The sequence below is a fragment of the Streptomyces tailanensis genome (assembly GCF_008386495.1).
Classification (GTDB): domain Bacteria; phylum Actinomycetota; class Actinomycetes; order Streptomycetales; family Streptomycetaceae; genus Streptomyces; species Streptomyces tailanensis.
The window spans coordinates 46,768-70,497 of sequence record NZ_VTHJ01000043.1; the positions used below are offsets into that span (position 1 = coordinate 46,768).

Genomic DNA, 23,730 nt, shown 5'->3' on the forward strand with positions numbered 1-23,730 from the left:
AGAAATTGTCATCAGAATGCGCAATAGGTGCCATTAATTTTAAGCATAATGCTCAATCGAGAACGTCCACGCCCTGCCATACTGCGCACCATGCGAAACCTCGACGCCCTCGACGCCCGGATCCTCCTGGCGCTCGACGCGGACCCGCGGGCCACGACGGTTGCCCTGGCCGATCGACTCGGCCTGGCCCGCAACACCGTGCAGGCACGCCTGAAACGACTCGAAGAAGACGGTCAGCTGAGGGAGCCCAGCCGGCGCGTGGACCCCGCCGCCCTCGGCTATCCGCTGCTGGCCCTGATCACGCTGTCGATCAGCCAGCGCGTAGGGCAGTCCACCCGGGAGCCGATCCTGCGCATTCCGGAGGTGATCGAACTGCTCGTCACCACCGGCGACGGCGATCTGCTCGCCCGCGTCGTCGCCAAGGACACCGAGGACCTGCACCGCATCACGAACCTGCTGCTGGAAGTACCCGGCGTCGTTCGCTCCAACACCACCATCGTCCTGCTCGAGGTGCAGCCGTTCAGCGTCCGGTCCCTGCTCGAGGGACACGCCGGCTCCTGACCTCGCGGAGCGGGTGGCCTCACTCTTTCACGTCGCGGAGCGTGCGCAGGATGCGCTCGAGGTGGCGGCGATCTTCGACTGAGAGTGTTCAATGCACGAGGCGTGCGACAACCTGATCAGAAGGGCGGCGGGTACGACGTGGACGGGCAGGCGGAGATCTCCACGGCCGAGGAGGCCGCGAACAACGCGCTGGTGCTGGCCTTCGGGCGGCTGCAGGGGGCCGCGAACCGGCTGGAGTACATCCTGGGCCGGGCACTGGAGCAGGAGTGCGGCGTCAGCCATCTGATGTTCGAGGTGCTGCTGATTCTGGGCCGGGCCGGTGACCCGGGGCTGTCGATGCGAGCCGTCGCGCAGGAGCAGGTGTTGACCACCGGGGGTGCGACGCGCCTGGTGGACCGTATGGAGGCGGCCGGGCTGGTCGAGCGCGCGGAGGACCCCGACGACCGCCGGGGGCGGTTGGTGCGCCTCACTCCCAAGGGAGCGGAGACGGCGGTCGCCGCCTCCCGGGTGCATGTCGAGAACATCAGGCGCTATTTTCTGGACCCCCTCCCGGCCGATCACCGCGCGCGGTTCGCCGAGGATCTGCGCATCCTGAGTCACAGCGCGCGGGAGCTGCTGCCGCGCCTGCCCTGATGCGATTCCTGGGGATGCGGCCGTACATCGACCGGCATTCACCAGTCGCAGTCCACTGAAGCAAGCCAAGAGCGTGATGACCATCACAGGAGCAGGGAAATATCTGACTGAGCAGATACTGTTCTGTCAGATGAATCGCTCACGTCAGGTGAGCGCCCCACTGTGCCGAGGTCATGAGATGAAACTCGTCTACGTCTTCGATGCCTACTGCGGCTGGTCGCACGGGTTCTCCGCGACCCTGCGCGAGGTTGTCTCCCGCCACCCCGACCTGCCCGTGGAGGTCGTCTCCGGCGGTCTGTTCACCGGCCCGCGCCGGGTACCGATCCGCGAGTTCGGCCATGTCCTGGGGTCCAACGCCAAGATCGCCGAGCTGACCGGCGCGGAGTTCGGCGAAGCGTACGAACGGCTGATCGCGGACGGCTCGTTCGTCATGGACTCGGAAGCCGCAGCGCGCGGGGTGGCCGCCCTGCGCAAGGCAGCCCCCGACCGGGCGGCCGAGCCGGCCACCGTGCTGCAGCACGCCTTCTACGTCGACGGCCTCAGCCTCTCCGAGCCGGACACGTACCGGAAGGTCGCTGAGCAGGCGGGCCTGGACGCCGCTGCCGTCGTGACCGCCTTCCAGGCGCCCGAGACGCAGGCGACGGCCGCCGCCGACTTCCGCCGCGCCGCCGAGCTGGGCGTCACCGGCTTCCCCACCCTCCTCGCCGCCGAGGGCGACCGTGTCACCGCCCTGGCCCACGGCCACGCCACCGCCGACGACATCGACCACCGCCTCGCGGCCCTCACCGCCTGACTTCCGTCCCCATCTGTCCCGACCCCTTTCTCCAGGAGCCCACCATGAGCACCCTCTCCTTCAAGGTCCTCGACCTCGACTTCCCCGCCGGGTCCAAGAACAAGACCGCCACCCTCGTCACCGGCGAACACGAGGCCCTGCTGGTCGACGCCGCGTTCACGCGGGCCGACGGCCACCGCCTGACAGCGGAGATCCTCGACTCCGGCAAGAAGCTCACCACCGTGTTCGTCAGCCACGGCGACCCGGACTTCTACTTCGGCGCCGAAGTCCTCGCCGACGCCTTCCCCGACGCGCAGTTCGTCGCCACCCCGCTCGTCATCGAGCACATCAAGCACTCCTACGAAGGCAAGCTCAAGGCGTGGGCGGCCCTGGGCGCGAACCTGCCCACCCGCCTGGTCGACATCGAGCCGCTGACCGGCGACCTGGCCCTGGAGGGCCACCGCTTCGAGCTCAAGGGCGGCCCGGCCGGCCTGCCCGACCGCCACTACCTGTGGCAGGCCGAGCAGAAGGCGATCCTCGGCGGCGTCCTGCTCTTCCAGCAGGAGCACGTCTGGGTCGCCGACACCCCCACCCCCGAGGACCGTTCCGTCTGGGTGAACCTGCTGGACGAGATGGCCGCGCTCCAGCCCGAGCTGGTCGTACCCGGCCACCGCCTGCCCGGCACGCCCGCCGACGCCTCCGCCATCACCGCCACCCACGACTACCTGATCGCCTTCGAGGAGGAGCTGGGCAAGGCCGCCGACGGCGCCGCGCTGACCGACGCCCTCGTCAAGCGCTACCCGGACAACGGCATGCTCATCGCCGCCCGGATCGGCGCCAAGGTCGCCAAGGGCGAGATGAAGTGGGGCTGACCGCCATGGCACACGACAGCACCGACTTCACGACCTCGACCGCCCCCGCCGACGTCGTACGACGCCAGTACCTGGCGTCCGCGGCCGGTGACCTTCAGGCCCTGCGTGCCACCCTCGCCCCGGACGTGGAGTGGACGGAGATGGCGGGCTTCCCCCTCGCCGGCACCTACCGCACCCCCGAGGGCGTCACCTCCCAGGTGATGGAGAGGCTCGGCCGGGACTGGGACGACTGGATCGTCCACGACGACACCTACGTCGTCGACGGCGAGAACGTCGTCGTCCTCGCCCGCTACACCGCCGTCAACAAGGCCACCGGCAAACCCATCGACGTCCGCGTCGCCCACCACTTCACCGTCCGCGGCGGACTCATCGTCCGCTTCGAACAGTTCGTGGACACCGCCCTCGTACGCGAAGCGATGACCGACTGACCGGCAACGCCACCAGCCGTACGCCGCGACCACCGCTGTGTCGCCCCGCCAACGGCACCTTCAGCGCTGGGGACCGGCTGCCGATGAAAGGCAACCCGACCATCAGCCGCGCGGACGTGGCCGCCTTCATGCATCAGGCGGCCCACGGCAACGAGTGGATCCACCGCAGCCCCGTGATCACGGACTGACCTGCGTCGGGTCCGAACCTCGAGCGCGCTCGGCCCTCCCCGGGGAGAATCGGGGCTTGGGCATACTGAGAGGAGGGAGCGATGACCACACGTACGGGCAAGGTGGTCTGCGGCATCACGATCTCGGCCGACGGGTACTCGGCCGGGCTCAACCAGACCGAGGAACGGCCGTTCGGCGACGACGGCGGCGACGGCTGGGGCGACAAGCTGCACGCCTGGTTCGTCGAAACGCCCGAGGAGAACCGGGCGGAGATCGACGAGATACTCGCCGCCAAGGCATTCATCATGGGGCGCAACATGTTCGGCCCGGTGCGCGGTGAGTGGGACCGGCAGTGGAACGGCTGGTGGGGCGACGATCCGCCGTACCACGCCCCAGTGTTCGTGCTCACCCACCACGCGCGCGAGCCGCAGCCGATGGACGGCGGCACCACGTTCTACTTCGTCACCGACGGAATCGAGTCGGCACTGGCACAGGCACGCGCGGCGGCCGGCGACGGCGATGTCGCGATCATGGGCGGCGCGACCACCGTCAACCAGTACCTCACCGCCGGTCTCATCGAGGAACTGCGGCTGCACATTTCGCCGCTCACGCTCGGCGTCGGCACGCGGCTGTTCGAGGGCGTGCCGCCGCTGAAACTGGAGCAGGTGACGTCGCGGCCGGCAAGGCTGGTCACGCATGTGACCTACCGCGTGCTGTCCTGAGGGGCGTACGCCCAGGCCTCACCCCATGAACGGCATGGGAGAAGCACCGGGCGGCAGATTGAACGGCGTGACCACCTGGATCGCCGAGGGGAGAGTCGGTCCGTCGTCCGGCGGTGCCTTGTTGGCCCGCATGATGGTCTGGCAGGCGCGGCGCACGTCCTGGCGCAGATCACGGCCACTGAGGGAGCGTGACAGCCGTGGGCCCGCCCTTCACTCCCCCTTGATCGCGACGAGCACGTGGCTGTCGCCGAACTGCCAGACAGGGGTGACGTGGTGGAAGCCCGCTTCCCGCAGCAGTGCGATGTGGTCGGCGAGTGTCAGCGTGTTGTCGTTGCCGAGTGCCGCCTGTCGCTGCGCGCGCTGGGTGAACAGGTCGGCCAGTTCGGGGTCCTGGGCAGCCGCGGTCCACCAGGACTCCCAGTCCTCGTGGTCGTGGGTGCCGGAGCGTTCGGCATGGCGGTGTCCCACATGCCGGGTGAGGGTCGCGCAGAGCGGGATGTCGTGGGGGAAGTGGTCGCCGTTGACGAGGACGCCGCCGGGCCGCAGGAGACGCGCGAGTTGGCGGTAGGTCCGGCGCAGGGTCGGCACGGAGAGGTAGTGCAGGGCGGTGGTGGAGACGGCCGCGTCCAGGGGGCGGCCCAGACCGAGGGCGTCGGTCCAGCCGTCGTCGCCGATCACGGTGTCCACGTACCGGGCGGCGTACGGGTGGTGGGTGCGGCCCAGCTCCAGGAGCAGCGGGTCCATGTCGACGGCGACGATCTCGGCGTGCGGCATGCGCGCGGACAGCCGGGTCGCCAGGGAGCCGGGCCCGCAGCCGAGGTCGAGGAGCAGGGGCTCGGTGCCGTCGGCCGTGACGTGTTCGATGACATCGGCGATCACGGTGAAGCGCTCCTCACGGTCGAGGGCGTACCGCTCCTGCTGGCGCTCCCAGCGCTCCACCCACATCTTGGCCGTCGCCATGCTTACGCCCATCGGCCCGTGTCACCTCTGCCGTCTCGCTCATCCCACGGTACTCACGAACGACCCTACAGCTGAAAACGGTTCCCATTCACATCGTCGGGTCAACGAAAGTCAGGGGAGGACGGCCAGCAGGCGGTCGACCTCCTCAACCGTGTTGTACGCATGCAGGCTGACCCGGACCGACGCGTCCCGCTCGTCCGCGCCCGCCTGGCAGAGGCTGTCCGCGCGGACCATGAAGCCGTGGCTGAACAGGATGAAGCCGAGGTCGTCGGAGGGGATGTCGTGGTGCCGGAAGGAGACGATGCCGTGCCGGCGCTGCACGCGGGAGTCGGCGGCCAGACTGGCCTGGCAGCCCAGGATCTCGTACGGCGCGAGGTGGCGCAGTCCCTCGGTCAGCCGGGCCGCGAGGGCGGCGCTCCAGCGGGCGATCCGGTCGGTGCCCGCCGCGTCCAGCCAGTCGAGCGCGGCTTCGAGGGAGGCGATACCTGCGGTGTTGGGGGTGCCCTGCCAGCCTCCGGGCCGGAACTCCGGCCCGCGTGCAGGGTCGTTGCGGGCCCATACGGCTCCGGTGCCGGGTAGGGCGAGTGCCTTGTGTCCGGAGAAAACCACGAAATCCACGTCGAGTTCGGTCACGGAGACCGGCAGATGGCCGATGCTCTGGGCGGCGTCCAGGCAGATCGGCACGTCCGGACCGACGGCCGCCCGCAGACGGTGCACGTTCATGTCACCGCCGTAGACGTGGTGGATGTGTGTGGCGGCGACAAATCGGGTGCGCGGGCCGACGAGTTCGGGGAGCGCCCGGTGGTCGTAGTCACCGGACGCCTCCTGATACGGGAGCGCGCGCACACGTATGCGGACGCCCCGCTCGGCCAGCAGCCGCTGGGCCTCCAGCCAGGGGGCCAGGTTGGCCTGGTGGTCGGCGTACGGGACGAGGATCTCGTCGCCGTCGGTGAGATGGGTGGTGAGCCAGTCGCGGGCGACCGTCCGCAGCCCTTCCGTGGTCCCGCCGACGAAGTGGACGGTGGACCGGTCGGAGTCGGGCTCGGGATCGCCGAGGAACTCCTTGACACGTCGCCGGGTGCGCTCCACCAGCGCGGTCGTGCGGTTCGCCCACGGGTAGGTGCCCCGCCCGGCGTTGGCGTTCGTCGTCGTCAGGTACGTCTCTACGGCGTCCAGCACCGCCCGCGGCTTCTGTGCGGTGGCCGCGCTGTCGAGGTAGGCCAGTTCGGGGTGGTCGGTGAGGATGGGGAACTGGCCGCGTAGGTCCGCATGCCAGGCCGTCAGTTCGCTGAATTCATCGGTCATGGTCACTCCCGGACCAGAGGTGCGCCGGCGTCCCGCCAGGCGACGATGCCACCGGAGAGGCTGCGTACGTCCGGGTGGCCCATGCGGGTCAGCAGGGCGGCGTAGCGGGCGGACTTCTCGCCGACGGGGCAGGCCAGGAGCACCGGCCGCCGTTTGCTGAAGGGGAGCCCGCCGCGCAGGAGTTCGTCGAAGAGTTCGTCGGCGATGTTGACCGAGCCGTCGATGTGCAGCGCGGCGTACGCGTGTGGTCCGCGCAGGTCGATGACGAGGGGTGCCGGGTCTCCGTCGGTGATCCAGCGGCGGGCGGCGTCGGTGTCGACGACCGTGGCCTCGGCCCGTATCTCGGCGTCGGTGAGGGTGGCCGCCGAGTTCTTCCGGGGCGGCCTGCCGAGCAGTTCGGGGCGGCGCTGTCGTACGTAGCCGAGGTAGCTCTCGGCGCGGTCGCAGACGATGAACACGGCGGTTCGCCGTTCGGTCAACTCCTCGTCGACCGTGCGGAGATGACGTATCGCGCCCTGGTAGGCGGCCCCGCCCGTGGGCCCGGACAACAGTCCGCAGCGGCGGATCAGGGTCATCATGCCGTCGATGGCCTCGTCGGCGGTCACCGACTCGATGGTGTCGTAGGTCTCCGGGGCGAAGAGGCCGACCTGGTGCACCTCGTCGATGGTGCGGATGCCGGGGATGAAGTCCGACTTGTGGGCGACCAGGCCGAGAACCCGTACGTCCGGGTCGTGCTCGCGCAGCGCGCTGGCCACGCCGGTGGACGAACCGGCGGTGCCCACACAGGAGATGAACCAGTCCGGTGCCCGGCCGTCGAGGTCCTTGATGATCTCCGGGCCGGTGCCTGTCGCGTGCGCCTCGGTGTTGCGCGGGTTGAAGTACTGGTCGGTGTGCAGATAGGCGCCGCCGGGCTCGGCGAGCGCCTGGTGGAAGCGGGTCAACGGGTCGTCGGTGTCCGTCGGGTCGAGGCACTCGCTCTGGCCCGGCAGTTCCTCGATCTCGGCGCCGAGGAGCAGGAGCAGTTCCTTGATCTCCGGGATCCGCATCCGGTTGGTGACGCTCTTGAACCTCAGGCCGTGCATGCCCGCGAGCAGGGCCAGCGCCTTCGCCGTGTTCCCGCTGGAGAGTTCCACGACGGTCTCGCCGCGTTCGGCCGCGGCGGCGAGGTGCGGGCGGGCCATGTTCCACGCGGGCCGGTCCTTGACCGAGCCGAAGGGGTTGAGCATCTCCAGCTTGGCGTACAGGTCGATGTGGGTGAGGCCGTGCACGGCCGGGTCGATGCGCACCAGCGGGGTGTTGCCGATGGCGTCGGTGATGCTGTCGTATCTCATGCCGGTCCCCCCGGTCGCGTGATCGGCCAGTACTCCTCGTCCAGGCACCATCGCCAGGAGCCGCCGTCCCGCGTCACGGCGACCGTACGGGCGAGGGGCTGCCGCTGGGCGGAGTGGGCGTGGAAGTCCATCGCGTACCCCGCGGTGTTGGCGAAGGCGAGCAGGTCGCCGACGCGGGGGAGCCGGGGAAGGAACACGGTCCGTCGGGTGATCAGGTCGGCCTCCAGACACAGGTTTCCGAAAAGGTGGACCCCCACCGGCCCGTCGTCCGCGTCCTGCCCACCGCCACCGCCGCCGTGGGGAAGCAGTACGGGATCGACGATGACCCCGTGCTCCTCCAGGCTCATGTCCCCGGCGTTCATGCCGAGGCGCACCAGGTGGTCGCCCGAGCCGGTGGGCCGCACGTCGAGCACTCGTGCCAGTACGGCGCCGCACTGGTCGAGCAGGGCCCGGCCGGGCTGGACGGACAGGTCGTAGAGGTGCTCCAGGAGGAGCGTGGCCGGCGGGCGCCCCGAGGCGGGGGCGGGCGCGGAGAGGAGTTCGTCGAGGTAGCCGGGCCCCGCTGTCGGGCGGTGGGCGGGGTACAGGCCCAGTGCTCCGCGCAGCGTGCCGCCCTCGTTGCGCAGACCGTAGCCGTGCCCGCGCCAGGTCAGGGCGGGCCGGGTGCCCAGTACGGCGTTGGACAGCTCGGTCGTGTAGCGGTCCCACTGGGCTGCGTCCTGGACATAGCTGACGCCGAAGCCGCCGCCGATGTCCACGAACCGCGGGTCGAGCCCCCGGGCACGGAACTCGTCCATGACGCCGACGCAACTCTCCAGCGCGACGGCCTTCTCCGCCAGCCCGGTCGTGTCCAGGTGGTACGCCACGCCGACCGGCTCGACGGCGTCCCGGTGCCGTTCGAGCGTGTCCAGCAGCGCGCCCACCTCGCCCACGGGGATGCCGAAGCGGCTACGCCGGGAGAGCGTCTTCACTCCGGAGACACCGGAGCCGGTGGCGGTGTCGAGGCCGGTGCCAGTGCCGGTGCCAGTGCCGGTGGCGGTCTCGAACCCGGACAGCCGGGGCACGACGACGATGCGCGGCAGCGCGAACTTGCGTACCAGCTCGGCCAGTTGCTCCAGCTCCGTCACCGAGTCGGGGTGCACGGTCACTCCCATGCGGGCGGCGAGCCAGAGGAACCCGGGGTCCTTGGGGCCGGTGGCCGTGATGCGGTCGGGGGTGAAACCGCAGCCCAGGGCGTGCTGCAGCTCGTTCAGGGATGCCACGTCGACGCCGACCCCGGCCGGATCGGTGGCGGCCAGTCGCCGCAGCAGGGCGCTGGAGCGGTTCGCCTTGTGGGCGAAGGAGATCCGGCCGCCGAGGTGGTGCCTGCGGTAGACGGCGCGGAAACGCTCGGCGTTCTCGGCGATCCGGTCGGGCAGCACTACGTTGAGGGGGGAGCCGAGCGCGTCGACGAGCGTGTGCAGGAGGTCCGGGGCGGCCAGTAACGAGCTGAGCGGTGGTTCGAGCCGTGGTTGCAGGAACAGGGGCACACGCACGACAGGCTCCTCCCCGCGCACCGGAGCCGACTATGGCTCCCGGCGCTCAAGAGCCGCTGCCCGTCCTCGCACCGGCAGCGGCCCAGACATCCGTTCGGGGACATCATTTCCGAATACATGAGCCTTTAAGCCCGGAGTCCGCCCTGTACATATGCGTGCGCCGCGCCCGCATCGATCGCGGCGGCCGCGGTGCCAGTCGGCGCGGCGTGCGCCCTCAGTTGAGGTGGGCGACGTGCCGTGGCGCGGGTGCCGCGCGGAGGCGTCCGGGCAGCGTGCCGTCGTCCGGCAGCCCGGCCCGCAGCCATGCCCCGACCGCCTCGGCGTCCGCTTCGCCGACCAGCGGCCCGAGACGCACCACAGCTCCCGTGGGCCTGCGATCCGGAGCGCACGGCTGCACGGCGGCGTACAGCCCGCGATCAGGGCGGCAGTGCAGGAGTCTGCCCAGGCACCCGGTGACGACCATGACCCCGTGCGGGCACTCGCGCACCGCACTGCGCAGCCCGTCGACGACCTCACTGTCGGCGGTTTCCCGGCAGGTGGCGCAGACGACGAGGGTGAAAGGACGGCCGTGACGGCCGGACGCTGCTCGGGCCATGCCCTTGCTCCCTTCCCAGCCTTATTGAAAACGGTTCCCGTTTTATAGCATAGTGACCTCCCGATCACGACACCACGGGGGGTGATCCGCTGTGAGCGGCCGGAACACACGCCGGCGGGCGGCCGTCCTGGACGGGCTGACGCGCTGTCATGACTTCGTGTCCGCACCGGAGTTGTACGCCGAAACGTATCCGGGCATGCGGGGTCTCCACGAGGGCGGTGGCGGGGGTGCACGACAGTGCCGCCGCCGTGGTCGCGTGCCACGCCGGGTGCGACGGTGCACCGGGGGATCGGCCCGAGGCCGGGAGCCTCGGACAACTGGCACGACTATGGGCCAGGGCTTTCCCGCCGCCTAGCCCCTTCGCGTACGAAGTCTCCGATCGCTCCGATCGCGTTCGTCCACGCTGTGGATCGTCCGAGGTGTGCCCCCGCCGACGGGTTCAGCTGCTCCCCCGCACCGCCCGCGACAGCCCCAGGGCCGCCGTCCGCACCGCCGGGGCCAGTTGGGCGGGGCTGAACCGTTCGCGCGGTACGGCGACCGAGAGGGCGGCGACGGTGGTGCCGCCGGCGAAGACGGGGGCCGCGATGCAGCTCACGCCGAGGGCGGCCTCCTGCTCCTCGTAGGCGAGTCCGGAGACCTGGATCTTCTCCAGGGTCATGCGCAGGCGCGCCGGGTCGGTGATCGAGTGGGGGGTGAGGCGCGGCAGCGGGCGGGACAGCAGTTCATCGGTGAGCTCGGCGCCAGAGAAGGCGAGCAGGGCCTTGCCCACGGCGGTGCAGCTCAGCGGCAGGCTGCCACCGATGCGCGAGGGCAGCCGGAGGGCCTCGTGACCGTGGATGCGTTCGAGGTAGACGACGTCCATGCCCTCGCGGACGCCGAGGTGCACGGTCTCGCGGGTGGCCTCGAACAGGTCCTGGAGGAACGGCAGGGCGGTCTCGCGCAGATCGCGGCGACGCGGCACCAGCGAGCCGAGTTCGAACAGCTTCGCGCCGAGCCGGTACTGCGGCCCCGTCCGCTCCAGCCAGCCCAGCCGGATCAGGTCGGCGGCCAGCCGGTGCACCGTGGGCTTGGGCAGGCCGGTGCGCTCCGAGAGTTCCGACAGGCGGTACGGGCCGCCGCTCGGGATGAAGCAATCGAGGATGATCGCGGCTTTGTCCAGCATGCTCGCGGTCATGTTGTTCCGTTCCACGGAACAAACATTGTTCGTTTCCGGGCTCGCTGTCTATACCGGAAGTCCGCAGGGCGCCCCGGCTCCCCCGCTCCCTCACTGGAGGTACCCCTTGTCGACCGAGCACGCCGCCGGTGTCCGTCCGGACGCCGTTCCACCGACGGTGGTCAAGGCCGCCGACATGCTGGCGGAGGCCACCCGTACCGGGGTCGCCTGTCCGCCGGTGCGGACCCTGTTCGAGGGCGGCACCGATCTGGAGACCGCCTACGCCGTGCAGCAGCTGAACGTCCGGCGCGGCCAGGACAGGGGCCGCCGGATCGTCGGCCGCAAGATCGGCCTGACCTCCGTGGCCGTACAGCGCCAACTCGGCGTGGATCAGCCCGACTTCGGGGCGCTGTTCGCCGACATGGCGGTACCGGACGGGGGCGAGGTGCCCGTCGGGCGGCTGTTGCAGCCCAAGGTGGAGGCGGAGGTCGCGCTCGTCCTCGGCCGCGATCTGCCGGAGCGTGAGTGCACGGTCGTCGACGTACTGCGCGCGGTCGACTTCGCGCTGCCGGCCCTGGAGATCGTGGACAGCCGTATCGCGGGCTGGGACATCTCCCTCGTCGACACCGTCGCCGACAACGCCTCCTGCGGGCTGTACGTACTGGGCGCCACCCCCGTCCCGCTCACGGCCGTGGACCTGCGCACCGTGACGATGACCATGACCCGGGGCCACGACACCGTCTCCGAGGGCACCGGCGCCGCCTGCCTCGGCAGTCCGCTCAACGCGGCCGTCTGGCTGGCCTCGGCGCTGGCCGAGCGTGGGGACCCGCTGCGGGCGGGCGATCTCGTACTGACCGGCGCGCTGGGCCCGATGACCCCCGCCTCCCCCGGCGACGTCTTCGAGGCGCGCATCTCGGGCCTCGGCTCCGTGCGGGTCGGCTTCGCCACGGAAACGGAAGGAGACCGGGCATGAGCACCAAGGTCGCCGTCATCGGCTCCGGCAACATCGGCACCGACCTCATGATCAAGATCCTGCGGCTGTCGGAGAGCCTGGAGATCGCCGCGATGGCCGGTATCGACCCGGCTTCCGACGGCCTGGCCCGCGCCCGCCGTCTCAAGGTCGCCACCACCCACGAGGGCGTCGAGGGACTCGTCGCGCTGGACGAGTTCGCCGACGTCGACATCGTCTTCGACGCCACGTCGGCCGGCGCCCACCGTCACCACGAGGAGGTGCTACGGCCCCTGGGCCGTACCCTCGTCGACCTCACCCCGGCGGCCCTCGGCCCCTACGTCGTCCCGCCGGTCAACGGCGACGCCCATCTCGACGCCCCGAACGTCAACATGGTCACCTGCGGCGGCCAGGCCACCATCCCGATCGTCGCCGCCGTGAACGCGGTCACCCCGGTCCACTACGGCGAGATCATCGCGTCCATCGCCTCCCGCTCCGCCGGGCCCGGCACCCGCGCCAACATCGACGAGTTCACCGAGACCACGTCCTCCGCCATCGAAAAGGTCGGCGGCGCCGCGCGCGGCAAGGCGATCATCGTCCTCAACCCGGCCGAACCCCCGCTGATCATGCGGGACACCGTGCACTGTCTGGTCTCCGACTGCGCCACCGAGGCCGTCACCGCGTCCGTCGAGGAGATGGTCGGCCGGGTGCAGGCGTACGTGCCCGGCTACCGGCTCAAGCAGAAGGTGCAGTACGAGAAGGTCGCCGCCGAAGATCCACTGCGCACCCTCGCTCCGGGCGCGGGCGACACCCTCAAGGTGTCCGTCTTCCTGGAGGTCGAGGGCGCCGCCCACTACCTCCCCGCCTACGCAGGGAACCTCGACATCATGACCTCGGCCGCGCTGCGCACCGCGGAACGCATGGCCGCCCATGCCACGGAGGTGGCCTCGCGATGACCCGCCTGTACGTCCAGGACGTCACCCTGCGGGACGGCATGCACGCCGTCCGGCACCGCTACACCGTAGACCAGGCCCGCGCCATCGCCGCCGCCCTGGACGCCGCCGGTGTGGCCGCCATCGAGATCGCCCACGGCGACGGGCTGTCCGGCTCCAGCATCAACTACGGCGTCGGCGCCCACACCGACTGGGAGTGGATCGAAGCCGTCACCGGCGCCGTGCACCGGTCGATCCCCACGACCCTGCTGCTCCCCGGTATCGGAACGGTCCACGACCTCAAGCAGGCGCACTCCCTGGGCATCCGCAGCGTGCGCGTCGCCACGCACTGCACCGAGGCCGACATCGCCGCCCAGCACATCGCCGCGGCCCGCGAGCTGGGCATGGACGTCGCCGGGTTCCTGATGATGTCCCACATGGCCGAGCCGGCCGAACTGGCCCGCCAGGCCAAGCTGATGGAGTCGTACGGCGCTACTTGCGTGTACGTCACCGACTCCGGGGGCCGGTTGACGATGGACGGCGTCCGCGACCGTTTCCGCGCCTACCGCGACGTACTGGACCCCGCCACCGAACTCGGCATCCACGCCCACCACAACCTCGCCCTGGGCGTGGCCAACACCGTCGTCGCCGTCGAGAGCGGCGCAATCCGCGTCGACGCCTCACTCGCCGGGCAGGGCGCGGGCGCGGGCAACTGCCCCCTGGAGGCGTTCGTCGCGGTCGCCGACCTCATGGGCTGGGACCACGCCTGCGACCTGTTCCCGCTGATGGACGCCGCCGACGACCTCGTACGACCGCTGCAGGACCGCGAGGTGCGGGTGGACCGCGAGACCCTCAGCCTCGGCTACGCGGGCGTGTACTCCAGCTTCCTGCGCCACGCCGAGACCGCCGCCGCCCGCTACGGCCTGGACACCCGCAGCATCCTCGTCGAGGTGGGCCGGCGCGGCATGGTCGGCGGCCAGGAGGACATGATCACGGACATCGCGCTGGACCTGGTCACCGGCAACATCGGCGCCGACCAGGGCTGATGAGGTCGTACGGCCGCCCGCAGGAGCGTCGGTGGGCGGCCGTACTCTTGCCCCCGTGGAGGACTACGACATCCTGGACAGCCCGGACAGCGACGCCTCGGACGGGCCGTCGCCGCGCCCGCGGTCGCTCATGCTCGCCTTCTTCGGCAACCACGTCCTCGAAGAGGACGACCGCGACCTGTGCGTGTACTCGGGCAGCATCATCGACGTACTCGGCCGTGTCGGCGTAGGTGAACAGGCCGTACGCTCCACGCTGACCCGCATGGTCAACCGCGGGCTGCTGCGACGCCAACGCGAAGGCCGCAAGATGTACTTCGGTCTGACCCCGCAGGCGACGCGCGTTCTGCTGGACGGCCGCACCCGTATCTGGAAACAGGGCGCCGTCAACGACGACTGGGACGGCACCTGGACCCTGCTCGGGTTCTCCCTCCCCGACTCCTGGAAGCGCCAGCGCCACGATCTGCGCTCACGGCTCACCTGGTCCGGATTCGGCGCGCTGTACAGCGGGTTGTGGATCGCGCCCGGTGAGGTCGATGTCACCGGTGTCGTCGCGGAGCTCGGTCTCACCGACCACGTCAAGATCTTCCATGCCGAGGCCGAGGTGTCCACGGACATCGATCTGATGGTCCGTGACACCTGGGACCTGGAGTCCATCGCCGCCCGCTACATCACCTTCGGCAAGCGGTGGACGCCCCACCTGGGCGCGGGCGCCGGGGACGACCCGATCGGCACCCGGCTGCGGCTGGTCAGCGAATGGCTGTGGACCATCCGTACCGACCCCCGGCTGCCCACCCGGCACCTTCCCCCGTCCTGGCCGGCCCGCCCGGCCCAGGAGACCTTCCATCGCGTCGCCGAGCAGATCACGGAGCCCGCGCGGGAGCTGGCCCGCGAGCTGCTGGACACGGTCCCGGTGCGCTGAGCCGGGCCGGGCCACGGCCGGTCGCGGGCGCTCAGTGGACCAGGCGCGCGAGCTCGGCGGCCTTGCCGAGCAGCCGCTCCAGGGGGCCGCGCCGGAAGAAGCGGGACCAGAGCGTGGCGAACACGGTCACCGTGACGAGGAAGCCGAGCAGCACATGCAGCGGGGAACCGGGCAGCTCCTCGATGCCGAGGACCTGGATGCCGACGACGTGGAGGACGTACGCGGTCAGGGACATCGTGCCGACGGCGATGACCGGTCGGGCGAGGCGGCGCAGACGCGGGAAGGCGTCCACGGCGGCCAGACAGCCGACCAGGACGAGGATCGCGACACCGGAGTTGCCCACGATCGACAGGGTCGTCTCGCTGTGGGGCGAGGCCACCAGAAGCTCGGCCGGGCTGTCGCCGCTCGGGTAGCCCCAGGTGTCGGACCACCAGGCCGACGCGGCCGAACCGCCGTCCTCCCAGCCCGACTCGGCGACCGCCGCCAGGGCGCCGGGAACCAGACGCAGGGCCAGCCAAGAGCCGCCGTACCCGAGGACAGCGAGGCCGGCACCGGTGAGCGCGAGACGAAGGCGTACGGCGGTGGCGGGCAGATCGAGCCGGGCAACGGCCATGCCGGCGACGACGAAGGGGATCCAGGTCAGGGCGGGGTAGCCGCCGGTGAAGAGGAGGGACACGAGGCCGTCGGCGTCGGCGGGCCAGGTCCAGATGCCGCCGGGTTCGTCGGCGTCGAGGACGTGGTGGACGACGTACAGGATCTGCGGAAGGGCGAGCGCGCCGACTCCGGCGATGATCGCCAGCGGGCGGGCGCCCAGCCGGTACAAGGGCAGGACGAGCAGGAAGTACAGGCCGTAGAAGGCGAGGATGACCTCGACCGGGGTGTCGGTCAGGGTGAGTCCGGTGCCCACGGCGAGCAGGACGAGCGCCCGAATCACCACCTTGGCGACGGCCTGGCGGCCCACCCGGCCCGTCTTCGGGGCGTCGCGACCGGTGATCAGGATGATCGAGAAACCGGCCAGGAAGGCGAAGAGCGCGGAGGCCCGACCGTGCGACAGCTCCATGACGAAGCCGACCGCACCGCCCTCCGAGGGGTCGGGCCCGACGTGCGCGGCGTACATCCCGAAAACCGCGAGCCCTCTGGCCAGGTCCACGCCGATCAGCCGGCCTGTCGAGGAGGGGGCTTGTCGTGGGGTCCGGGGCGATGTCGAGGCCGCTGCGCCGGTGTTCTGCGTCATGTCTTCAGGCTGGAGAGCGGCCCGGGCCCGGAGTATCCGGCAAGTGTCCGGTCCGCCCCCGCCACCCGGCGGGGCGCGCGCCTCACCCGACGGGCGCTCCGGTTCTCCCGCCCCCCCGTACGGCTGGAACGCTCCCCCCAAGTGGTGGGAGTGTCCCGATCGGCCGTCTCACGAGTGCTCGCCCGTTCTACGGTCGACACGTGATCCGGGTGATGGTGGTCGACGACGAGGCCCTGGTGCGGTCCGGCTTCAAGCTCATCCTGAACGCGGCCGAAGACATCGAGGTGAGCACAGCACCCCAAACCCGGAGCGAGCGGCCGGCGATGGCGGCGGTAGCCTGGTTCAGGGCAGGGACCCGCCGGTGACCGCCCCCAGGCCCTGGTGGGCGCGGGTCCCCGAGCCGGTCGTCGACGGCCTCGTCGTCGCGATCGCGGCCGCCGATGTCGCGCTCAACCAGTGGGAGGCCTCTCCCGCCGCGACGGCGATCGCCGGGGCGGGCTGTGCGGGGCTCGCGCTGCGCAGAGTCTTTCCGCTGGCGGTGTTCGCGTGCACGATTCCGGGTGCCCTGATGCTGGACATCGTGTTCGCCCCGTTCGCGGCCCTGTTCACGCTGGCCGAACGGTCCCGTGACCGCCGTCTGCTCGGTGTGTGCGCGGTGGTGATGGCGGTCGCGTCCGCCACCCCGTGGCCGCTGCACCACGCGACACCGCAGGACAGGACCTGGACGGTGGTCTACTTCTTCTACACGCTCGCCACGGCCGCCGCGCCCGTCCTGCTGGGCCAACTCGTGCAGGCGAGGCGGGACTTGGCGCGGCGGCTCGTCGAGATCGAGGAGGCGCGGGAGCATGAGCGGCTGCTGCACTCCCAGGCCGTACTCGCCCGTGAGCGCGCCCAGCTGGCCCGTGAGATGCACGACGTCGTGTCGCATCAGGTGAGTTTGATCGCCGTACAGGCCGGTGCCCTCCAAGTGGCCGCCACCGACCCGGACTTCAAGGAGGGCGCCCGTACGATCCGCTCGCTCAGCGTCGACACCCTCGACGAACTGCGCCACATGGTGACCCTGCTCAGGGCCTCCGGCGGCCGGGCCACGGAACTCACCCCGCAGCCCACGCTGGCCGACCTCCACACACTCGTCGCCAGCAGCGGCATCGACACGGCCCTCACCGGTGAACTCCCGCCGGACGTCGGCACCACCGGGCAACGCGCCGTCTACCGCACCGTGCAGGAAGCCCTCACCAACGTCCGCAAACACGCGCCGGGCGCCTCCGCGACCGTACGGCTGTGGCGGGCCGACGACGGTGCCGCCTTCGGTGTCACCGTCACGAACACGCCGCCGACCCGCCCTTCCCTCCCCCTCCCCGGCTCCCGCCAGGGCCTCATCGGGCTCAAGGAGCGCGCCGAACTCCTGGGCGGCGCCTTCGAGTCGGGCCCCACACCCAAGGGCGGCTACGAGGTGAACCTGCGGATCCCGGCCCGCGGCGACTGACAGCCGTCGACCGCCCCTCAGGAGGGGTTCAGGGTGCAGTCCGTGCCCGTGGTCAGGTCTCCGGTGACGTAGGCGTGGGCGGCGATGTATGAGTCGTCGCCCAGCCGTAGGAGGTCGGCGAAGACCGCCGCCGACTCGGCCACGTAGCACCGCTCGCCGATCTCGCTGTCTCCGCCGAGCGACCGCTGCCGCTCCCGCTGCGCGGCTCGCTGGTCCTCCGTCGCCTCCTTCTCGAACAGCCAGGGGCAGTGGTCGAAGTGGCTTGCGGACGGCTGCTGTGGGTGATCCATGAGCCGCACGTTAGGCCGGGCGGGTGAAGGAGGGCCACAGGTCGGTGCGCCTCGTCGCCCGGCCGAGGACGAGTAGTCAGTCTGTTAATTGGATTAATCGGCCTTTAGAGGTACTTCTGGGGATGGGACATGCGCACTGGTTCGAACGACGCCCCGGGCGGCCCGCAGGCCGGCACGACGACGCAGGCCGGTACGACGACGTCGGCCGTCGCGTCGACGGGCCCGCCGGACGACGCGACCGCCCGCCTGTCCGCCCTCGCGCCGATCATCGCCGTGGCCGGCGCGTTCACGCTGGCCCAACTCGTCCTCGTACCACCGTGGATGGGGCTCGGCTGGGACGAGGCGGTGTACGTCAGTCAGGTCAGCCCGCACGCGCCGGCGGCGTTCTTCAGCGCGCCGCGCGCCCGGGGTGTCCCGCTGCTGGTGGCCCCGGTCGCCTCGTGGTCGTCGTCCACCGTGGTGCTGCGCGTCTATCTGGCGGTGCTGGCCGGGCTGGGGCTGTACCTCGCCCTGCGCGCCTGGCGGGGGCTCTTCCCGGTGCGCGTACTGGCGCTCGCGGGCGCGCTGTTCGCCACCTTGTGGGTGACCCTCTTCTACGGGCCGCAGGCCATGCCCAACTACTGGGTCGCGGTCGGCGCGCTTGGCTGCGTGGGCTGCTTCCTGCGCGCGCGGGCCGACTCCGCGGACCCGACGGCCCTGTGGGGCGTGGCCGCCGGCACCGCCCTGATGGCGTGGATGCGGCCCACCGACGCCCTGTGGGTGACGCTTCCGCTGTTCGTCCTGCTCGTGGGCGTACGGCGGTGGCGGCATCCGCGGCTGCTCGCGGCGATGGTGGCCGGGCTCGGCACCGGGGCCGGGGCGTGGGTCGTCGAGGCGTACGTCCAGTACGGCGGTCTGGGGCGGCGGCTGGCCGACGCCTCGCGGATCCAGGGCGGGCTGGGCTGGAACATCGCCGCCGATGATCAGCTGCGCAGCCTGGCGGGGCGGACGCTGTGCCGTCCCTGCACCGGTGACATGCCGCATGCGGCGGTCATCGCGTGGTGGTTCGTCCTGCCGCTGCTCACCGCCCTCGGGGCGGCCGTGGCACTCAGGGCGCGGCGCGGGACACCCACGCTGGCGGTGCTGGCCTGCGCCGCGACGGCCGCCGTGCCCTACCTCTTCCTCATCGGATACTCCGCGCCCCGCTTCCTGCTCCCCGCGTACGCCCTGCTCGCGATCCCCGTCGCCGACGCGCTGCTGACGCTCGTCACCAAGCCGGGCGGCGCCTGGCGCCCGGTGGCCGGGGCGCTCGTGGCGCTCGGGCTCGTCGGGCATGTGGCGGTGCAGTACGCGGTGCTGTCGCGCACCGCCGAGCGCGCGACCACGGCCCGCCGCGACTGGGATCGCGCCGCCGCCGACCTGCGGCGACTCGGCGTACGGCCGCCCTGCCTGCTGACCGGTCACCAAGCCATCCCCATCGCCTACTACGCCGGCTGCGCCTCCGCCAACACCCGCGGCAACAACGCCAACATCACCCGCGAGGGCATCCTGCGCACCGCCGAGCGCATCCCGGTCGCCACCCTCGTGGCCCCGGGCGACAGCCCACCCGAGTACGCCCGCACCTGGCCCGCCCACTGGATCGCCGGGCACCGGCTGCATGTGGCGCCGACGGGGTCCCAGGAGGGCGCGAGGGCTCGCGGCGGTCAGGACCCTTCTGTGATCAAGCCGTCCCTGACCTTGTCGAAGACGGGACGGTAGGTGTCCCACTTCGCGTCGGGGGCCGAGAGGTAGATGTCGTACTCGCGCTCGCCCTCCCGGCCGAAGCCGAGGTCGATGGCGCGGAAGGCCCGGGCCCGGCCCTGGAAGGTGAACTCCCAGATGGCGGCCGACTGCCCGCGGAAGGTGGTCTTCTGCATACGCAGCTTCCGGTACGACGTCGGGTAGTTGACCTTCGTGTTCGCCTCGATGTCCTTGAAGTGGGCCATGGGGTGGACGCCGGCGGGGTTCACGATGCCGATGGTGATCTCGGCCAGGCGGGTCTCGTCGATGTAGGAGACCTGCTCCGACGTTCGCTTGTTGAGCTTCCAGCCGTCCGGGACGGGGAAGGCGATGCCGAGGTCCTTCGCCGTGACGAGGTGGAAGCCGTCGGGCACGGGGGAGGGGGAGTAGGCGGGGGTGGGGGTGCTGTCGCCGTTCTGCGGGGTGGCCTCGCTGCCGGGGTTCGCCTGGGTGTAGAGCACGGACCCCACGACCGTGGCCGCCACGACCACCGCGGTGGCGATCGGTACCAGGACACGGCGCATCCCGCGGCCCTGACGGGGGGCGTTCCGGCCGCCCTTCGGATCCGGGGCCGCTTTCTGGTCGGCCTGGCTCTCGCCGGGCGCGCCCATGCCGGACATACCGCCCTCGGCCGGCTTCGGCAGCGTCACCGTCGTCACGCCGGACACCACGGCGCGCAGCGCCTCCTCCGTCTGCTCCGCCGTGGGGCGGTCGGCGGGGTCCTTGGACAGGAGGGCCACGACGAGGGGTTCCAGCGCGCCGCCCTGCTTCAGCGGCTCCAGCGGGTCTACGGCGATGGCGTACGCGGCCTCCATCGCGGTGAGGCGGCGGAACGGCGGGCGTCCTTCGACCGCCTGGTACAGCGTGGCGCCCAGCGCCCACAGGTCCGAGGCGGGGCCGGGCGTCTGGCCGCGGATGCGCTCGGGGGCCATGTAGTGGATGGAGCCGACCATCTCGCCCGTCTTGGTCAGGGTCGAGGCGTCGGCCGTCATCGCGATGCCGAAGTCGGTGAGGACGACCCGTCCCTCGGCGCCGAGCAGGACGTTGCCGGGCTTGACGTCGCGGTGCAGTACGCCGGCGGCGTGGGCGGCGCGCAGCGCGGCGACCATGCCCAGGCCGATGCGGGCCGCCTCCTCGGGCGGGAGGGTCCGGCCGTCGCCGAGGAGATCGGCGAGCGTGGGCGCCGGGACGTACTCCATGACGATGCAGGGCCGCCCCTCGCCGGCCTCGCTGTATCCGTCGCCGGCGTCGATGCGGTCGTCCACGACGTCATGGACGACGATCACGTTGGGATGCGCGATACGGGCGGCGCTGCGCGCCTCACGGCGGGTGCGCTCGTAGAGCCTGACCAGGTCGTCGGCGGAGAGGTGCGGCTGTACGTGCAGCCGTTTCAGCGCTACCTGGCGGTCGAGGACCTCGTCCCCGGCCCGCCACACCGTGCCCATACCGCCACGGCCGATCTGCTCCGTGAGCCGGTAGCGCCCGGCGATGAGCCGCCCTTCGTCCGACACCACGTGCCCTCCGCCAGCCCGCATACGTTCGATTCGCGTCGTCACAATAACCGGCCCCTTCTGTGGGCCGTGGCGGCGGGCCCGGCCCCGGGCGGGCGGTGAGCAGGTCGGACCCGGTCGGCGTGGGCCCGGGGTGGGGTTCGGGGTGGGATGCGTCACGTGGCCGGGGTTGGCCGAGAGGCGTGCGCGGTGCGCGGCCGGTCGGCGTAACGTCGTGACTGTGGACGTCACGGCTGACGGTCTTGTGTCCCGTGTCGCGCGCGAGCTCGGTTCGAGAGCGGACGAGCTGATCGCCGAGGTGGAGCGGGGCCTGCGACGAGAGCTGCCCGAACTGTGGGAGCACTCCGACGCCATGGCTTCGGAGAACGTCGCCGGGCACGTGGTCGCGGTGCTCTCCGGTCTCGAACGCGGTGACGGGCCGGGCCGGATCGAGGGGCCGGCCGCCGAGCTGGAGCGCATCCGCCGGCTGGCCCGGTACGGTGTCCCCTTCAGCGTGGTGCAGGCGGCCTTCCGGTTCGGGCAGGGCATCCTCCTGGACCGGCTGCTCCAGGAACTGCCCCGGTTCACCGACGACTCCGAGCTGGTCAGTGCGGCGGCGCGCAGGCTGATCGCGGCGGCGACCGGGTATGTGGACCGCTCGTCGAGACAGGGCTACGCGGCGTACGCCGCGGAGCGGGACCGTCGGTTGCGGTGGCGGCTGTCCCTGGTGAACGAGGCGAGCATGCGCATCGGCACCACCCTGGACATCGGCCGCACCACCCAGGAACTCGCGGACTTCGCCACCGAGTCCTCCGCCGGTTCCATCAGTTCCATCGGCGATTCCTTCGCTGGCCGCGCCCCCGAACCGTTCGCCGACTTCGTCGCCGTAGACCTGTTCGACTCCGTGCTGCACGGTCACGAGACCCCGCCGGAGGGCCCGCTCGTACTGCGTCGGGTCGCCCTGCGGTCGGTCGTGGAGCCCGACCCGGCGCCGACGGTCCCGCCACGGCAGTCGCACACGTTTCCGGACGGGTCACCGCCGGCCCGTGCCCTGGCCACCGGGCACCCCTCCCGGCACCACCGCGCGGACGGCACCGACCCGGCCCCGGCCTCGGCCCACTCGACCCTGGTCGTGCCGCTGCGGGCGCGGGAGGCCACCCTGGGGGTCGCCCAGTTCTTCCGGCACCGCAACCCCGAGCCGTTCGACGACGAGGATCTGCTCCTCGCCCAGGAGATCGCGGCACGGGCGGCGGTGGCCGTCGACAACGCCCGCCGCTACACCCACGCCCGCGCCACCGCCCTCACCCTGCAACGCAGCCTCCTCCCGCGCCGTACGCCACCGCTGTCCGCGGTGGAGGTCGCCTTCCGCTACCTGCCCGCCGGCGACAAGGCGGGCGTGGGCGGCGACTGGTACGACGTCATCCCGCTCTCCGGAGCCCGGGTCGCCCTCGTCGTGGGCGACGTCGTCGGCCACGGCATCCACGCCGCCGCCACCATGGGCCGCCTGCGCACCGCCGTACGCACCCTGGCCGACATCGACCTGCCCCCCGACGAACTCCTCACCCACCTCGACGACGTCGTGATCCGCCTGTCCACCGAGGCGGCCGCCGAGACGGAGAGGGAGGGGGAGGAGGCGGAAGCCGTCGGGGACTTCGGGGCCACCTGTCTGTACGCCGTGTACGACCCCGTCTCGCGCCGTTGCACCGTCGCCCGGGCGGGGCATGTGCTGCCTGCCGTGGTGGCCCTGGACGGCACCGTCGACGTACTCGATCTGCCGCCCGGGCCACCGTTGGGGCTGGGTGGGCTGCCGTTCGAGGCGGCGGAGTTCGAGCTGGCCGAGGGGAGTCTGCTCGCCCTCTACACGGACGGCCTGCTGGAGGCACGCGGCCAGGACGTGGGCGCGGGTCTCGCCGGACTCCGCGACGCCCTCGCCCGGCCCGCCCCTTCCCTGGAGGCCACCTGCGACGCCGTACTCGAAGCCCTGCTGCCCGCCCGGCCGCCCGACGACGTCGCCCTGCTGCTGGCCCGCACCCGTGCCCTCGGCGCGGGTCAGGTCGTCACCTGGGACGTGGCGGCCGGTGCCGCCGCCGTCGCCGGGGCCCGGGCGAACGTGGCCCGGCAGTTGGGCGTCTGGGGGCTGGAGGAGCTCGAGTTCACCGCCGAACTGGTCGTCAGCGAACTCGTCACCAACGCCATCCGCTACGGCCGCCCGCCGATCAGTTTGCGCCTCATCCACGACCGCACCCTCATGTGCGAGGTCTCCGACGCCGGCAGCACCACCCCGCATCTGCGCCGGGCCCGCCTCTCCGACGAGGGCGGACGCGGACTGTTCCTGGTCGCCCAACTCGCCGAGCGCTGGGGAACCCGCCACGCCCGCCACGGCAAGACGGTCTGGGCCGAGTGCGCTCCGGGCAACCGTTCCTGGGGACTGAGCAGGAGTGAGCCCGCCCAGCCGCACGCCCCGAACGGTCTTGGGCGTACTGGTCCCCGGCGTACTCAACCCCGGGGCGGCGACACGGATCGTGTCCGTGGTCCGGGCCCGGGAGGCCCCCGCGGCCGGAGGCCGCTGATGGATACAGCCCTCACGACCT

The 23,730-nt window shown here is 71.5% G+C and carries 22 protein-coding genes and 2 pseudogenes; 14 read left to right on the plus strand and 10 right to left on the minus strand.

The features are described 5' to 3' along the window. The first annotated feature begins 90 nt into the window (after positions 1-90). From F3T56_RS29705 to F3T56_RS29735, 6 genes are all read left to right on the plus strand, one after another. A complete protein-coding gene (locus F3T56_RS29705) occupies positions 91-561 on the plus strand; it encodes an Lrp/AsnC family transcriptional regulator (RefSeq protein WP_172639201.1) in 471 nt (156 codons plus the stop codon). A gap of 138 nt (positions 562-699) precedes the next feature. Then, positions 700-1,194 carry a MarR family winged helix-turn-helix transcriptional regulator gene (locus F3T56_RS29710; RefSeq protein WP_149828473.1) on the plus strand — a complete coding sequence of 165 codons (495 nt, stop codon included), beginning with the start codon at positions 700-702 and terminating at the stop codon, positions 1,192-1,194. A gap of 178 nt (positions 1,195-1,372) precedes the next feature. Then, entirely contained in the window at positions 1,373-1,987 is a 615-nt protein-coding gene (locus tag F3T56_RS29715; RefSeq protein WP_149828446.1) for a DsbA family protein, read from the plus strand. A gap of 44 nt (positions 1,988-2,031) precedes the next feature. Continuing rightward, on the plus strand, positions 2,032-2,838 hold the full coding sequence (locus tag F3T56_RS29720) for an MBL fold metallo-hydrolase (RefSeq protein ID WP_149828447.1): 807 nt from the start codon (positions 2,032-2,034) through the stop codon (positions 2,836-2,838). Between the two features lie 5 nt (positions 2,839-2,843). Then, positions 2,844-3,266, plus strand: coding sequence for a nuclear transport factor 2 family protein (locus tag F3T56_RS29725; RefSeq protein WP_149828448.1), 423 nt, complete (start codon positions 2,844-2,846; stop codon positions 3,264-3,266). A gap of 269 nt (positions 3,267-3,535) precedes the next feature. Then, positions 3,536-4,156 (plus strand): dihydrofolate reductase family protein, encoded by a 621-nt coding sequence (locus F3T56_RS29735; RefSeq protein ID WP_149828449.1) that lies wholly within the window; start codon positions 3,536-3,538, stop codon positions 4,154-4,156. A gap of 18 nt (positions 4,157-4,174) precedes the next feature. Here the strand turns inward: F3T56_RS29735 and F3T56_RS50190 are convergent. The 7 genes and pseudogenes from F3T56_RS50190 to F3T56_RS29765 all read right to left on the minus strand — a co-directional run. Beyond that, positions 4,175-4,354: pseudogene (locus F3T56_RS50190) on the minus strand (hypothetical protein); the annotation flags it as partial. Between the two features lie 12 nt (positions 4,355-4,366). Next, entirely contained in the window at positions 4,367-5,128 is a 762-nt protein-coding gene (locus F3T56_RS29740; RefSeq protein ID WP_149828450.1) for a class I SAM-dependent methyltransferase, read from the minus strand. Positions 5,129-5,227: 99 nt separating this feature from the next. Then, the gene (locus tag F3T56_RS29745) at positions 5,228-6,421 is read right to left on the minus strand and encodes an aminotransferase class V-fold PLP-dependent enzyme (protein ID WP_149828451.1); all 1,194 of its coding nucleotides are present in this window, start codon (positions 6,419-6,421) and stop codon (positions 5,228-5,230) included. Positions 6,422-6,423: 2 nt separating this feature from the next. Then, entirely contained in the window at positions 6,424-7,752 is a 1,329-nt protein-coding gene (locus F3T56_RS29750; protein ID WP_149828452.1) for a pyridoxal-phosphate dependent enzyme, read from the minus strand. Then, on the minus strand, positions 7,749-9,287 hold the full coding sequence (locus F3T56_RS29755; RefSeq protein ID WP_149828453.1) for a Y4yA family PLP-dependent enzyme: 1,539 nt from the start codon (positions 9,285-9,287) through the stop codon (positions 7,749-7,751). Before F3T56_RS29755 ends, F3T56_RS29750 begins: the two co-directional genes overlap by 4 nt. A 214-nt stretch (positions 9,288-9,501) precedes the next feature. Beyond that, the gene (locus F3T56_RS29760) at positions 9,502-9,882 is read right to left on the minus strand and encodes a hypothetical protein (RefSeq protein ID WP_149828454.1); all 381 of its coding nucleotides are present in this window, start codon (positions 9,880-9,882) and stop codon (positions 9,502-9,504) included. Between the two features lie 439 nt (positions 9,883-10,321). Next, positions 10,322-11,044: an IclR family transcriptional regulator gene (locus tag F3T56_RS29765; protein WP_149828474.1), complete on the minus strand. Its 723-nt coding sequence runs from the start codon at positions 11,042-11,044 to the stop codon at positions 10,322-10,324. Positions 11,045-11,231: 187 nt separating this feature from the next. On the opposite strand from F3T56_RS29765, the gene F3T56_RS29770 reads away from it, so the two are divergent. Genes F3T56_RS29770 through F3T56_RS29785 form a run of 4 tightly spaced genes read left to right on the plus strand, consistent with a single transcriptional unit; the run spans position 11,232 to position 14,881 of the window. Beyond that, positions 11,232-12,008, plus strand: coding sequence for a 2-keto-4-pentenoate hydratase (locus F3T56_RS29770; protein ID WP_149828475.1), 777 nt, complete (start codon positions 11,232-11,234; stop codon positions 12,006-12,008). Further along, positions 12,005-12,940: an acetaldehyde dehydrogenase (acetylating) gene (locus F3T56_RS29775; protein WP_149828455.1), complete on the plus strand. Its 936-nt coding sequence runs from the start codon at positions 12,005-12,007 to the stop codon at positions 12,938-12,940. The genes F3T56_RS29770 and F3T56_RS29775 overlap by 4 nt, the downstream gene beginning before the upstream one ends. Beyond that, complete coding sequence (gene dmpG, locus F3T56_RS29780) at positions 12,937-13,962, plus strand: 4-hydroxy-2-oxovalerate aldolase (RefSeq protein WP_149828456.1); 1,026 nt, start codon at positions 12,937-12,939, stop codon at positions 13,960-13,962. Before F3T56_RS29775 ends, dmpG begins: the two co-directional genes overlap by 4 nt. 55 nt (positions 13,963-14,017) lie before the next feature. Beyond that, positions 14,018-14,881 (plus strand): PaaX family transcriptional regulator, encoded by an 864-nt coding sequence (locus F3T56_RS29785; protein ID WP_246204018.1) that lies wholly within the window; start codon positions 14,018-14,020, stop codon positions 14,879-14,881. A gap of 31 nt (positions 14,882-14,912) precedes the next feature. Here the strand turns inward: F3T56_RS29785 and F3T56_RS29790 are convergent, their stop codons facing one another. Then, on the minus strand, positions 14,913-16,115 hold the full coding sequence (locus tag F3T56_RS29790; RefSeq protein WP_149828457.1) for a DUF418 domain-containing protein: 1,203 nt from the start codon (positions 16,113-16,115) through the stop codon (positions 14,913-14,915). Between the two features lie 200 nt (positions 16,116-16,315). Here F3T56_RS29790 and F3T56_RS29795 point away from each other — a divergent pair. Both F3T56_RS29795 and F3T56_RS29800 read left to right on the plus strand, forming a co-directional pair. Then, positions 16,316-16,402, plus strand: a pseudogene (locus F3T56_RS29795) (DNA-binding response regulator); the annotation flags it as partial. Positions 16,403-16,476: 74 nt separating this feature from the next. Continuing rightward, positions 16,477-17,601, plus strand: a complete 1,125-nt coding sequence (locus tag F3T56_RS29800) for a sensor histidine kinase (protein WP_149828458.1) — start codon at positions 16,477-16,479, stop codon at positions 17,599-17,601. 17 nt (positions 17,602-17,618) lie between these two features. Here the strand turns inward: F3T56_RS29800 and F3T56_RS29805 are convergent, their stop codons facing one another. Next, complete coding sequence (locus F3T56_RS29805; protein ID WP_246204009.1) at positions 17,619-17,891, minus strand: LbetaH domain-containing protein; 273 nt, start codon at positions 17,889-17,891, stop codon at positions 17,619-17,621. 129 nt (positions 17,892-18,020) lie between these two features. Here F3T56_RS29805 and F3T56_RS29810 point away from each other — a divergent pair, with 129 nt between their 5' ends. Then, complete coding sequence (locus F3T56_RS29810) at positions 18,021-19,628, plus strand: hypothetical protein (RefSeq protein WP_246204011.1); 1,608 nt, start codon at positions 18,021-18,023, stop codon at positions 19,626-19,628. On the opposite strand, the gene F3T56_RS29815 is transcribed toward F3T56_RS29810, so the two are convergent. Then, on the minus strand, positions 19,574-21,163 hold the full coding sequence (locus F3T56_RS29815; protein ID WP_149828459.1) for a serine/threonine-protein kinase: 1,590 nt from the start codon (positions 21,161-21,163) through the stop codon (positions 19,574-19,576). The genes F3T56_RS29810 and F3T56_RS29815 overlap by 55 nt on opposite strands. A 217-nt stretch (positions 21,164-21,380) precedes the next feature. Between F3T56_RS29815 and F3T56_RS29820 the strand changes: the two genes are divergently transcribed. Beyond that, positions 21,381-23,730: SpoIIE family protein phosphatase (locus F3T56_RS29820; protein WP_246204013.1), on the plus strand; the 2,350-nt coding region annotated here is incomplete at its 3' end.

Excerpts from the sequence above, each read along its gene's own strand:
- F3T56_RS29770 (WP_149828475.1), top strand. The coding sequence starts at position 11,232 with ATGCTGGCGGAGGCCACCCGTACCGGGGTCGCCTGTCCGCCGGTGCGG.
- F3T56_RS29705 (WP_172639201.1), top strand. The coding sequence starts at position 91 with ATGCGAAACCTCGACGCCCTCGACGCCCGGATCCTCCTGGCGCTCGAC.
- dmpG (WP_149828456.1), top strand. The coding sequence starts at position 12,937 with ATGACCCGCCTGTACGTCCAGGACGTCACCCTGCGGGACGGCATGCAC.
- F3T56_RS29805 (WP_246204009.1), bottom strand. The coding sequence starts at position 17,891 with ATGGATCACCCACAGCAGCCGTCCGCAAGCCACTTCGACCACTGCCCC.
- F3T56_RS29745 (WP_149828451.1), bottom strand. The coding sequence starts at position 6,421 with ATGACCGATGAATTCAGCGAACTGACGGCCTGGCATGCGGACCTACGC.
- F3T56_RS29765 (WP_149828474.1), bottom strand. The coding sequence starts at position 11,044 with ATGCTGGACAAAGCCGCGATCATCCTCGATTGCTTCATCCCGAGCGGC.
- F3T56_RS29750 (WP_149828452.1), bottom strand. The coding sequence starts at position 7,752 with ATGAGATACGACAGCATCACCGACGCCATCGGCAACACCCCGCTGGTG.
- F3T56_RS29740 (WP_149828450.1), bottom strand. The coding sequence starts at position 5,128 with ATGGGCGTAAGCATGGCGACGGCCAAGATGTGGGTGGAGCGCTGGGAG.
- F3T56_RS29810 (WP_246204011.1), top strand. The coding sequence starts at position 18,021 with ATGCGCACTGGTTCGAACGACGCCCCGGGCGGCCCGCAGGCCGGCACG.
- F3T56_RS29790 (WP_149828457.1), bottom strand. The coding sequence starts at position 16,115 with ATGACGCAGAACACCGGCGCAGCGGCCTCGACATCGCCCCGGACCCCA.
- F3T56_RS29715 (WP_149828446.1), top strand. The coding sequence starts at position 1,373 with ATGAAACTCGTCTACGTCTTCGATGCCTACTGCGGCTGGTCGCACGGG.
- F3T56_RS29735 (WP_149828449.1), top strand. The coding sequence starts at position 3,536 with ATGACCACACGTACGGGCAAGGTGGTCTGCGGCATCACGATCTCGGCC.
- F3T56_RS29720 (WP_149828447.1), top strand. The coding sequence starts at position 2,032 with ATGAGCACCCTCTCCTTCAAGGTCCTCGACCTCGACTTCCCCGCCGGG.
- F3T56_RS29725 (WP_149828448.1), top strand. The coding sequence starts at position 2,844 with ATGGCACACGACAGCACCGACTTCACGACCTCGACCGCCCCCGCCGAC.
- F3T56_RS29760 (WP_149828454.1), bottom strand. The coding sequence starts at position 9,882 with ATGGCCCGAGCAGCGTCCGGCCGTCACGGCCGTCCTTTCACCCTCGTC.
- F3T56_RS29775 (WP_149828455.1), top strand. The coding sequence starts at position 12,005 with ATGAGCACCAAGGTCGCCGTCATCGGCTCCGGCAACATCGGCACCGAC.